We start from the raw sequence: 11709 nt of genomic DNA on the forward strand, positions 1-11709 counted from the left end.
TTGTAGCAATTTAAATTATAAGGAATACCTTCTTTTTTTAAACTAAAAATGTGCAATATCTATGGCTCTTAAACATATAAATGATAAATTATTACTTGATTTTTTCTATATGTATGATATAATCCATTCAATTTATAAAGAATAGGTAAAAAGATGAAAAATATTTTTTTAAAGCACAAGTCAATTTTTTATTTGTTACTATATTCGATCTATTTATTTAACTTAACGAATTTGGAATTTTTTAAAAATATAAGGAATAAAGTTGTTATCTTTAACAATTTTATTCCTTTTTTTTGCCCAAAATCAAAAAACATATTATCATATTAAATTATTTGTAAGGGAGCCAAAATGAGAAACTTTATATCTGTCAAAGAGTTATCAAAAGATGAAATTATTGAGGTATTGGATGTTGCTAAAAGATTAGATAATACTGATAGTAAAGAAAGAATGAAAATATTGGACGGCAAAATAATGACAAGTATATTTTTTGAGCCTTCCACTAGAACTAGATTATCATTTACTTCAGCAGCTTATAAAATGGGCTGTAAAGAATTAGGTTTCGACAACCCTGATAAAAGTTCTATAATGAAAGGTGAGTCTTTGAGAGATACTATTATAATGGTTTCTGCTTATTCTGATGTTATAGTTATGCGTCATAATATAGACGGAGCTGCCAGATTTGCAGAAGAAGTTACAGATTGTCCTATAATAAATGCTGGGGACGGATCTAATGAACACCCTAGCCAAACATTATTAGATTTATATACTTTGAGAGAAGAACTTGGAAGTATAGAAAATAAAAAAGTAGCATTTGTAGGTGATACTAAATATGGAAGAACTGTTCATTCATTAGCAAAAGCTTTAAAAAGGTTTAATGGAGAGTTTTATTTTGTTTCTCCTGATATTATACAAATACCTGATTATATATTAAAAGAATTAGATAAATCTCAAATCAAATATAAAAAATTAAATAATTACGAAGAAATACTTAAAGATATAGACTGTTTATATATGACAAGAATACAGAAAGAAAGATTTGATGATATTAAAGAATTTGAAAAAGTAAAAAATGCATTCAATATATCAAGAGCTACTATAGAGGGTAAATGTAAAGATAATATGATAATAATGCATCCTCTTCCAAGAGTAGATGAGATTAATATAGATTTAGATGATACAAAATATGCTAAATATTTTGTTCAGGCTAGAAACGGCGTACCTACTAGAATGGCTATGCTTGCCATTGCTTCAGGAGTAATAGAATTAACATCTAAAAGAAAAGAGAAACCTTACCCAATAGTAGAAAATAAAGAAATGCTTTGTACAAATAGTAAATGTGTTACTCACTTTGAAAAAACAAAAAATAAAGTTATGAAAAGAAGCTACGGAGATTTCTGCTATTATTGTAACAGAGAAATAGGAAAATAATTTATATTAATAATATATATATACATAAGCAACTATATTTTTATTTTTATATATGGGGCTTTGCCATTACAAAGTACACAGCGTCCAGAACCCCACTTCTTTTAAGACGGAAGAAAGTCCTGCGGCAAGGTGCTAACTAAATTATAGTATTACACTATATCTGATAGATATTTTTAAAATATTAAGCTGTAGTATGTGCGTTTTTTGCTACTTTTTTGTGCGACAAAAAAGTAGATAACATTTATATAAAGTAAATCAATTGACAAACTTAAAAATTTTCAGTATATCTAGAGAAGATAAAATATATGATTATAAAAAATGCTAAAACTATAAATAATAAAACAGTTTCTATCATTATAGAAAACGAAAAAATAAAAAAAATAGATTTAGATAATAATTATTTAAACTATAAAGATGATAATATAATAGATGCAAACTATAATTATGTGATTCCTGGAATTATAGACCCTCATGTACATATGAGAGATCCAGGACTTACTCATAAAGAAGGTTTTAATTCTGGAAGTAAAGCTGCGGCAAGAGGCGGTGTTACAACATTTTTGGATATGCCCAATACTATACCAAACACCATATCAAAAGAAAATTTACTTTCAAAAAAATCTATGATGATTGGAAAATCTTATGTTGATTATGGCTTTCATTTTGGAGGAAGTAAAACAGACAATAGTGACGATATAAAAGATATCATTAATGATGCTGCATCAACAAAAATTTTCTTTAATGCTTCAACAGGAAACATGCTTGTAGAAGATGATAAAATATTAGAAAAATTATTTGAAGTATCTAAAATAGTTACTGTACATGCTGAAGATAAAATGGTTGATAAGGCAATTAGTATAGCTAAAAAAACAAATACTCCATTATATTTATGTCATTTATCTTTAGAAAGTGAAATTAATTCATTGAAAAAAGCGAAAGATTCCGGAATGATAATATATGGAGAAGCTACTCCTCATCATTTATTTTTAAATATTGAAGATGTTAATAAAAATGATAAAAATAAAATGCTTCTTAGAATGAAACCGGAATTAAGAGAAAAAAAAGACAATGAAGCTTTATGGAAAGCAATACTAGACGGTACAATTGACACTATTGGAACTGATCATGCTCCTCATTTGATAAGTGAAAAAATGGAAAAATTAACTTTCGGCATTCCTTCTGTAGAACATTCATTAGAATTAATGCTCAAAAAAGTTAATGATAATACTATAGATTTACAATTATTAACAAAAATAATGACTGAAAATACAGCAAAAATATTCGGTATAAAAAACAAAGGCTTATTACAAGAAAATTATGATGCTGATTTTGTTATAATAGATTTAAATGACAATTCAGAAATAGAAGAAAAAGATATAATTACAAAAGCAGCTTGGTCTCCTTATTTAGGTTTTAAGAGAGGAGGAAAAGTTCTAACTACTATTGTAAGAGGCAATATAGTTTATAATAATGGTATATTCTCTGATAAAATAATTGGAAAAGAAATATCTTATAAATAAAAAATAGCGATAGATATATTAATTGTATCTATCGCTTATATATAATTAATTTTAAGGAAACCACTTATAATCTAAATATAGCCGTAGCTACTCTAAAAGCTGTAGGCAAATCTAAAAGGTATATTGTATTATTATCTATATCTTGATTTTTAAGCCATTCATTCATGTCATTCTTTGAACCAAAGAAATTCATAATATTTCAGCAGGTACTTGCCCAATTCTTATTTTTATTCAAATCCACATGAATTACATGAATATCATTAGGGTAATGCTCAGCTATTTGTCTGTCTTTAATTCTCACATATATTTTTTCACCAGTTTGACTGCATAAAGAATTAATTTCAGTATCCTGATGAAATAAACTATAAGAACCTAAAGCATCTATAGCACACATAGAACAAAATTCTCTGCCGTCAGCAAGTTTAACTCTGTGATTAGTTTCCATAGCTGATACAGGATATAAAAATGCCACAGAATCACCGCTCATAGTGATAATTTCTTTTTCTAATAAAGTATTATATAGTTTTTCATCTCCGCATATTTTAATAGCTTCTTCACTATTAATAGTACAGCCTGTATCTATAACTCTGTTTATTAATCTTAATCTTGCCTCTTGTATATCTGAAGGTAAATTATGATATTTATCAGATACACCATACTTATCCATAAAATTGGCGTCAAACATAAATACTCCTTATAAAGTTATAACTTGCTCTACACCGCTTCCTTCCAAAGCCTTATATAAATCTGGGAAACAGCCTATGCAAGCACCATCAATAAGCTTATCATCTATACCGCGTTCTATAGCACAGATATTACATGCCATAAGAAGTATTTTTTTCTTTTCCAATACTTTTGAAAGTCTGTCTCCGACACTGCTTCCTTTAGTAAGCATAAAAGTATTGTCTGCAAAAAACATCATACCTACAACTTCCGCTCCATGATTATCATTTAATAATTGCGGAATTACCATCTTATCCAAAATCATATGCGAATTTTGGCTGCTGAAAATATAAGCTACTTTCATCTTAATTAACTCCTCCGAAAATATTTGTAATTATTAAAATTTATAAATTAAAGAAAATACTATTATGCTTCAATAGGTTTATTTATAAAAGCCTTTTTAACATTATTAGTAAGTTCCCTAACATGCTCTAAATACTCTGCACTGTCTCTTTCTCTAGGGTGCTTTAAATCTATTTTTATATCAGCAACTATTTCACCTTTATTTAAACTCATAACAATAACTCTGTCACTCATATAAACAGCTTCCGAAACATCATGAGTAACCATTAATATAGTACTGTTGCTTTCTTTAACTAACTGCAATAATTCATTTTGCATATGCTCTCTCATTTGTAAATCTATTGCCCCAAGAGGTTCATCTAAAAGCAATATTTTTGGATTAGGTGCTAATGCTCTTACTACTGCAACTCTCTGCTGCATTCCTCCTGAAAGTGATATAGGATACTTCTTTTCATGTCCTTTAAGATGAGACATTTCAAGTAATTCTTCTAGTCTTTTTCTTTTTTCCTCTTTTGTCATGCTGGAAAATTTTAAAGAATAAAGAATATTTTTCTCAACATTCATCCAAGGAAACAAAGCGTAATTTTGAAATACATATCCCCTGTCAGAAGAAGGCTTTTCTATTCTTTGACCTTCAAGTAATACCTCTCCGGAACTTGGATTTTGGAACCCTCCAATGATAGTTAAAAGAGTTGTTTTTCCGCATCCTGAAGGGCCAAGCAATGTAACAAAATCACCCTTCTCTATTTGAAAATTAATATCCTTTAATACTTCAACTTCCGGAGCCTTCTTTGAAGTTTTAAAAGACTTGCATACATTATTAACTTCAAGAATTGCCATTTTTAAATCTCCAAGAAGTAAGTAATTTTTCTAATATAATTAATATTCTATCCATACTGAATCCTATAATAGCTGATACTATCATAAGAGCATAAAGTTTAGGAGTTTCAAGTCTTTGCTGAGCTTCAACAAGTATAAATCCGAATCCTTTGCTTGTAGCTATAAACTCCGCACATATTACACTCATCCAGCCCAAACCTAAAGCAAGTCTGCATCCAGTAAGAAATGAAGGCAAGGCACCAGGTAAAATTATATCAAGCATTATATCTACATTTTTAGCTCCCATACTTCTGGCAGCATTTATATAATTAGGATCTATTCCTCTAACTCCGTCTATTGTATTTATTATTAAAGGAAATATTGCACTCATAGTAATCAAAAATATTGTAGGGCCGTCACCTAATCCAAACCAAACTATAGCCAATGGTATCCAAGCCATTATAGGTACCTGTCTTATTGAGTTTATTATTGGCGATATTGCTAAAAGTATAGGTTTTGAATATCCCATAATAAGTCCTAAAGGCAAACCTATAATACAAGCTATAATAAATCCTCTGAACACTCTTTCTAATGTTATAAGTAAATTTTGTACCGTATATGAATCAACCCAAGACTTAAAAAACTCTTTACAAGTAAGTATAAAGTCCGGAAGCAATAAATTATTATCTATTTTTTTAGCAAGAAAATACCAAATAATCATAATAGCAAGAAGTACAGAAACACTATAAAATTTCATAAACATACTATTTCCTGCATTTCCTAAATTTATTACTCTGCTTTTATTTTGTGGAACCTGACGCCCATTGTTTTCCATATATTCATTTCTCCTTCAGAATTTGAAATATCCAAATAATCAGCAAGTACATTTGATAATACTGTTTCATTATCAATATCATCAATAGCTTCATTATAAACTTTGATAAAATCATTAAGCATAACTGTATCTTTTAATTTTTTGGATGCAACTAAATAATAATCAGTTTTTTCTGTATCTATCTTTTTAAATCTGGCATTTTTAATTTTTAAAGCCAATATAATATCAATAAAAATAGCATCAACTGTTTTCTTTTCTAAAGCATAAGGCAAAGCAGCAGCAAGCATTGGATAATAATTAGAATTCTTATATCTTTCTTTTAAAAGGGCTTCCTGCAATAACCTTTTATTCATATATCCAATATATTTTGGTTCAATATCATCATAACTTTCATCATAATAAACCAATATATTAGAACCATTTACTATAGAATCAACTATATAATAATTTGTATCTACAGACATCAATTGAAAAGCTGCATCTGGGCATAAAACTGCCATATCAACCTTACCGGATATAAAAGCAAATTCAGCCTGAGAACCGCAGCAATCCAAAAACTGTATATAATCTAAATTAGAAAATTCTATATTAGACTCTTTACTATTTATTATATAATCAAACAGCATTCCGGAAGCATCATTTCCGCATGCTATTGTTATTTTATCTTTTTTATTTTTATCTAAAGCTTTTTTATAATTTTGAAATAAGATTAAGCATATTATAAAAATAACAGTAAATATAATAATATATTTATTTCTTTTTATCATATATTCATCTTATTCCTTTCATTAATAAATACATCAAAATAAAATTAATATTCTATTTTGATATATGAGATTTCTAAGCAGGCTATGTATCTGCTTCTTTTGTGATAGAAGAAGTTTTGTTTCAAAAAATAACAGCAAAAATTTGATAAACTTAAAAATTTTCAGCATATACTAAAAATTTTAGAGTTTGTCAATTTTTTTGTTGTTCTTTTTCCCGCCGCAAAAAGAACCAAAAAGTGCAAGTGTAAAAATTAGTACTAAATCATACTAAAATTATATTACATGTAAGATAATTTATTAATTTAATCTAAAATATAGCCTTTCGAGAAGCGTATCCGAGTTTATCTAGGATATAGCTTCTTTGTGGCAGTACCGCCCTAAAGACTTCCTATGGTCGCAGGCACTCCCTAAGGTCGCAAAAAAAGTGGGGTGTTGCGTAAGCCGCAGAGCGGTGGGGCAAAGCCCCAGATATAAAAACAAAAATATAAATTTATTTTTAACAAAGTATATTTGTTTCAGTATATACTATCTTTTTAAGCTTTTGGCTCTTCTTTAATATTATCAACTTCAACTGCTTTAGCTCTCCAATCTTCATAACTCATACCAAGAGGGAATATTGGATCAACTTCTTCTTTAATAAATACATCAAAATCTTTAGCACCGCAGTTATCAAAGTAAGATAAATCAATATAATCATCTATATCAAGAGAATTAATATCATCTCTTACGCCTAATCTTCTCATAGTTTTCATTTGATTATGAACATAATCTCTGTTCAATTTCCAAGTGATAGTTCTTCCTTCTTCATTAAGTTTTTTCCATAAAGTCATAAGACCTACTTCCAAAGGAACATTATAATTTTCAGCAAATATTTCTGCTGCTTTATAAGGGTGAAGATACATATATTCTATAGACATAGCATGAGCAAGTAATATTCTTTCTGCCAATTTTGGATGAGCTTTAGCAAAGTTATAATTCATACAAACTTTACAGCAAGTTCCATGTCCGTCTATTTCTCTGTCAGTATTTTGTCTTTTTAATATTTTACCAGTGTTCTCATATTCTGCCATAGAACCCCAAGGATCGCATGCACCGTAACCATCTAATTGTCCTAATTTAAATGCAAAATATGCATCTGAATCACTCATTGAAAAATTTTCATAATAGCTTGTATCTCTAGGTATATTCAATTGTTCTGTCCATTCAGCCCAGTTTAAATTTACTGTTTCTGCATTCGCTCCCATAGATATTTTTTTATTAAGTAAATCTTCCGGCTTTTCTATGTCTTTAGAAACAACGAAATACTCAGCACCGCCTGTATGATTTTCTGCTGCTATAAAAAGAGGTACTTTATTTTTTACAGCATTCAAAGTAGTTGTAAAACCTGCATAAGCCATATCCATTTGACCTGCACTCATAGCTTCCGGAACATTACCATTACCTGTAACTGTAACATTCAAACCCAATGCTTTAAATATTCCTGTATCCTCTCCAACACAAGCTGCTGTCATATGATCGCAGTTATAATATCCTAAATTAATTTTGTATTTTTTATCTGCATCGCTTAGTTCTTCCAAATTATAATCAGCAACTATAGCTTGTACGTCTTCCGGAATAGAAGAAGCATCTGTTCCTTTAGATACTTTATCACCGCCTCCGCATGAAACAGCAAACAACATCATAGAAAAAATAATCACAATTTTTTTCATTCTTATTCTCCTTATTGAATTCTTTTAATTAATTTTTTATCTTAGCAACATTTTTCCATGCCATTTTCAAACAAACTGATCAGCTCTCCATTTTCAAGCCTATAAACAGCAAAACCTATACTAGCACCCTTTTTACCTGATACCAAAATTTCATTAGGTACTTTTTCATCTATATTGTAGAATTTGATTGTATAATTCTCTATAGGAGCAGGTATTGGAGTTGTCATCAGTATTTTTCCGCTATTAGAATCTTTATATATTCCAACTAATTTATTTGAATATTCAGATTCTTTATATATTATTATCAAATCATCTTCATTATCTCCGCTGAAATCACCTTCCAAAAAAGTTAATAATTCTTTATTAGAATATTTATTAATATAAACGCTATATAATTCTTTGTTTTTTATACCTTCAGCATCTTTTATATTTTCTATATTATTTCCAATGCAAGATATAAAAAATATACAAATACATATAGCATACAATATTCTTAACATTGAATTTCTTTTTCCTTGCTTGATTTATTTAATAATAGTTGTATTTTTTTTACTATTACCATAAACCATGAATACAAGCCCATAAATAAGACAACAACAGCACATATATTTCTAAACCAATCTGGAAAAGCTATATTTAAATTATTAGCTATTTCTATCTGCTTCTTAGAATTTGATAAATCAAAGATGGGCGTAAAACTATCCGTTAATAAAATATTTGTAATGTAACCTATCAAGATACCAAAAAAAAGCATAGAAATTAAATATATGATTAAGGTTCTCTTACCTATGAGCTTGTAAATGCTAATTAATTCTGATATGTTAGTAGCAACCCCAGTAATTAAAAATGTTATAGCTATACCAGGTGAAGTACCAGCCGATATCAATGCTGCTATAAATGGTATATGTCCCAAAGCACATACATACATTATACAGCCTACTGCAGTTATTCCTATTATTGATACTAATTTTGGATTGCTTAAATACTGCATAACAAATGACTGAGGTATTACAGTTATTAATATTGCACCAAATAAAGTACCTAATAATATAAATCTGCTTATCTCTATTCCAAGATTATTAAATCCCCATAAAATACCATTGAATAATTTTTTATACCATGGTGTTTTATCCACATAAGTATTTTCAGGAATTTTAATATTCATACTTTGTAATTTTAAAACTTCAGGCGATATCAATTCTTTACCGCCGAAAATATTTCCTAACATTCCTATTATTAAAGGAAGAAATATTCCGCATAAAATATATATAATAGTAATTTCTTTACCCAACATAGCGAATGCAACTATTATTGCTGCAGGATTTATTATTGGAGTTGCTACCAAAAAAGAAAGTGTAGGCCCCAAATATGCACCAGTTCTATATAAACTCAAAGCCAAAGGCAATACACCGCAGCTGCATATAGGCAAAAGAGCTCCTGATATAGTTGTTTTTATCAAAGAAGATAACTTTTTATTGCCTATAGATTTTTGCAAAGCCTGTGGACGAACAAAGGCATGTATTATTCCAGATAATATTAAACTTATAACAATCCATTCAGAACTTATAACTAAAAAGTCCCAGAATACATATAAAAAATGCATCAACATATTATTTTATTCCAATTATGAATTTTGAGCTTCTACAGCTTTTTTAATTTCTTGTTCAATTAATTTTTTACTTAAAACATCGTATCTGTCTTTTCCATTTATAATCAATGTTCCTCTGTCTACCATTCCATACTTTGCTAAATAATCAAAATCTTTTCCAGCATAATATAATTTTACTTCTATTTTATCTCCGTAACTTTTTTGAAGCTCATTCAAATATGATGAATACCCATCACAAGTAGGGCATGTATTTATAAATTCAACTAATACTTTAGACATAAAAAATTCCTTATAAAAATGTTAATAAAACTTTTCAAATGATAAAAATTAATATATAACTTCAAAACAAAAAATACATATTGATACTTTTTATTTTAATTAGTTATGTGATTATTAATTAGATGTAAGGGTCGAATATGCACACGGCATATTATAGAGAAATTATCTCGGGAAATGAGTCCTGATTTAAGAATAACATTTGTTGTAAATTGCTTATTAAAAACATATACATTATCCTAAAATTGATAAACTTTATATTATCATAAATTTTAGTAAAGTCAATTATTTTTATATATTGTTAGCTATTTATTCTTTATTTTTTTATTTAAAATTAAAGAAATTAAAATTTTGTTATAATAATATTTTACATCTATAATTTTTATTTATTTAATTTTTTCAAACAAGATAAAATTTTATTACGTATAATCCATATACAAATAAAATTATACAATAAAATTGTTACAAATATCAAAAATAAAACTTTTTTAATAAAAAAAAACAAAAAAAAGTCAATAGCTTTATTTATAATAAATTATTTTAATAATATAATTTAGATTGATTTTTTTTATCTAATATTATAATATATTTCAAATGTTTAATTATTTTAAAACAAACATATAAATAATTTAAGGAAATACAAAATTGAAGATAAGAGAATTATCTAGAATAAGCGGCATTTCACCTGCTACTATTTCTAGAATGTTGAAAGATCCGAATTCTGTAAAAGAATCTACAAGAAATAAAATTAACGATATTTTAAAAAATAAAGGCATTGATGAATGCTTCAATATAAAATATGTAAAAAGAGTTATATTAATAATACCAGATTTAAGTAATACTTTTTATTTAGATTTATTCAATGGTATAATATTTACAGTTCAAAAAAATAATACACCTTTTGAAATATACCTTACAAATGAATCTATAGAAGAAGAAGAAAAAATTTTCTCAAGAATAGAAGAAGATAAAGATATAGGTGTAATATGGGTTCCAGCTTCAGCTAAAAGAGATAAATTGCCTTATAATAGAAATACCAACATTGTTTCATTAGTAGATAGAAATTTAGATTTTGAAGATATATATATAAAAAATTTATCTGATAATTTTAGTGCAGCTAAAAAAGCAACTGATTTATTGATAGAAGGCGGAGCAAAAAATCCTATAATAATTACAGGAAGTTTAAATTTAAGTAATGCTAAAGAAAGAAAAGACGGATTTTTAGAAAGTATTGAAAGTCATCATTTAGATAATGGTACAGACAGAGTATATTATGGGGATTTTAATAACAGCGACAGCGGATATGATATCATAAAACAACTTGTAAAAGATAATATAAAATTCGATTCAATATTAGCAGCTAATCAAATTGTTGCTATAGGTATATTAAAAGCTTTAAAAGAATTAAATTTATCAATACCTGAAGATGTATCAATAATATCATTTGATAAAGTTGTTAATTTATATTCAGAAAATCAAAATATATCAGAAGTTGTATTCCCAGCATTTGATATAGGTATTAACGCTACAAAAGTATTATTAGAACCAAAAACATTCAATACTCCTAAGCAAGTGTACAATTATTCAGCACAGTTTCACTTAAGAGGAAGTGAAAAAAAAATATTCTAATTAAATTACTAAAAAATATTTAGTATATACCTAAACAATTATATTTTGTCAAAAATAATTTTTTTAAATTTTAAATATCTGCAGGGCTTTG

At 27.4% G+C, this 11709-nt stretch carries 12 protein-coding genes; 3 read left to right on the plus strand and 9 right to left on the minus strand.

Annotated features, from left to right (window positions below; translation table 11 throughout):
* Positions 1–348: 348 nt before the first annotated feature.
* Together pyrB and Q0K52_RS13385 are read left to right on the plus strand one after the other, a co-directional pair.
* Entirely contained in the window at positions 349–1428 is a 1080-nt protein-coding gene (gene pyrB, locus Q0K52_RS13380; RefSeq protein WP_297300246.1) for an aspartate carbamoyltransferase, read from the plus strand.
* Positions 1429–1733: 305 nt separating this feature from the next.
* Positions 1734–2948: a dihydroorotase family protein gene (locus tag Q0K52_RS13385; protein ID WP_297300248.1), complete on the plus strand. Its 1215-nt coding sequence runs from the start codon at positions 1734–1736 to the stop codon at positions 2946–2948.
* A gap of 64 nt (positions 2949–3012) precedes the next feature.
* Here Q0K52_RS13385 and saoL read toward each other — a convergent pair whose 3' ends face one another.
* The 9 genes from saoL to saoT form a co-directional block, all read right to left on the minus strand.
* Positions 3013–3633, minus strand: a complete 621-nt coding sequence (gene saoL / locus Q0K52_RS13390) for a MerB-like organometallic lyase SaoL (RefSeq protein ID WP_297300250.1) — start codon at positions 3631–3633, stop codon at positions 3013–3015.
* Between the two features lie 9 nt (positions 3634–3642).
* Positions 3643–3975 carry a DsrE-related protein SaoD gene (saoD, locus tag Q0K52_RS13395; RefSeq protein WP_297300252.1) on the minus strand — a complete coding sequence of 111 codons (333 nt, stop codon included), beginning with the start codon at positions 3973–3975 and terminating at the stop codon, positions 3643–3645.
* A 62-nt stretch (positions 3976–4037) separates the two neighbouring features.
* A complete protein-coding gene (gene saoA, locus Q0K52_RS13400; protein WP_297300255.1) occupies positions 4038–4814 on the minus strand; it encodes an ABC transporter ATP-binding protein SaoA in 777 nt (258 codons plus the stop codon).
* Entirely contained in the window at positions 4801–5628 is an 828-nt protein-coding gene (saoP, locus tag Q0K52_RS13405; RefSeq protein WP_297300256.1) for an ABC transporter permease subunit SaoP, read from the minus strand. Before saoP ends, saoA begins: the two co-directional genes overlap by 14 nt.
* Positions 5583–6395, minus strand: a complete 813-nt coding sequence (saoB, locus tag Q0K52_RS13410; RefSeq protein ID WP_297300258.1) for an ABC transporter substrate-binding (seleno)protein SaoB — start codon at positions 6393–6395, stop codon at positions 5583–5585. Before saoB ends, saoP begins: the two co-directional genes overlap by 46 nt.
* A gap of 533 nt (positions 6396–6928) precedes the next feature.
* A complete protein-coding gene (gene saoX, locus Q0K52_RS13415) occupies positions 6929–8104 on the minus strand; it encodes an ABC transporter substrate-binding subunit SaoX (RefSeq protein WP_297300261.1) in 1176 nt (391 codons plus the stop codon).
* A 41-nt stretch (positions 8105–8145) separates the two neighbouring features.
* Entirely contained in the window at positions 8146–8604 is a 459-nt protein-coding gene (gene saoC / locus Q0K52_RS13420) for a Cys-Cys-COOH (seleno)protein SaoC (protein WP_297300263.1), read from the minus strand.
* Positions 8598–9713, minus strand: a complete 1116-nt coding sequence (gene saoE / locus Q0K52_RS13425; protein WP_297300265.1) for an efflux transporter SaoE — start codon at positions 9711–9713, stop codon at positions 8598–8600. Before saoE ends, saoC begins: the two co-directional genes overlap by 7 nt.
* 15 nt (positions 9714–9728) lie before the next feature.
* Positions 9729–9992: a thioredoxin-like (seleno)protein SaoT gene (gene saoT, locus Q0K52_RS13430; protein WP_297300268.1), complete on the minus strand. Its 264-nt coding sequence runs from the start codon at positions 9990–9992 to the stop codon at positions 9729–9731.
* Positions 9993–10634: 642 nt separating this feature from the next.
* Between saoT and Q0K52_RS13435 the strand changes: the two genes are divergently transcribed.
* On the plus strand, positions 10635–11618 hold the full coding sequence (locus Q0K52_RS13435) for a LacI family DNA-binding transcriptional regulator (RefSeq protein ID WP_297300270.1): 984 nt from the start codon (positions 10635–10637) through the stop codon (positions 11616–11618).
* Positions 11619–11709: the final 91 nt, after the last annotated feature.

Origin of the sequence: uncultured Brachyspira sp. (genome assembly GCF_944390845.1) — a bacterium.
Lineage (GTDB): Bacteria > Spirochaetota > Brachyspiria > Brachyspirales > Brachyspiraceae > Brachyspira > Brachyspira pulli.

Bases quoted from the DNA above. Each gene is read 5' to 3' on its own strand.
- saoX (WP_297300261.1), bottom strand. From the start codon at position 8,104: ATGAAAAAAATTGTGATTATTTTTTCTATGATGTTGTTTGCTGTTTCA.
- saoE (WP_297300265.1), bottom strand. From the start codon at position 9,713: ATGTTGATGCATTTTTTATATGTATTCTGGGACTTTTTAGTTATAAGT.
- Q0K52_RS13385 (WP_297300248.1), top strand. From the start codon at position 1,734: ATGATTATAAAAAATGCTAAAACTATAAATAATAAAACAGTTTCTATC.
- saoD (WP_297300252.1), bottom strand. From the start codon at position 3,975: ATGAAAGTAGCTTATATTTTCAGCAGCCAAAATTCGCATATGATTTTG.
- saoC (WP_297300263.1), bottom strand. From the start codon at position 8,604: ATGTTAAGAATATTGTATGCTATATGTATTTGTATATTTTTTATATCT.
- saoP (WP_297300256.1), bottom strand. From the start codon at position 5,628: ATGGAAAACAATGGGCGTCAGGTTCCACAAAATAAAAGCAGAGTAATA.
- saoA (WP_297300255.1), bottom strand. From the start codon at position 4,814: ATGGCAATTCTTGAAGTTAATAATGTATGCAAGTCTTTTAAAACTTCA.
- pyrB (WP_297300246.1), top strand. From the start codon at position 349: ATGAGAAACTTTATATCTGTCAAAGAGTTATCAAAAGATGAAATTATT.
- saoT (WP_297300268.1), bottom strand. From the start codon at position 9,992: ATGTCTAAAGTATTAGTTGAATTTATAAATACATGCCCTACTTGTGAT.
- saoB (WP_297300258.1), bottom strand. From the start codon at position 6,395: ATGATAAAAAGAAATAAATATATTATTATATTTACTGTTATTTTTATA.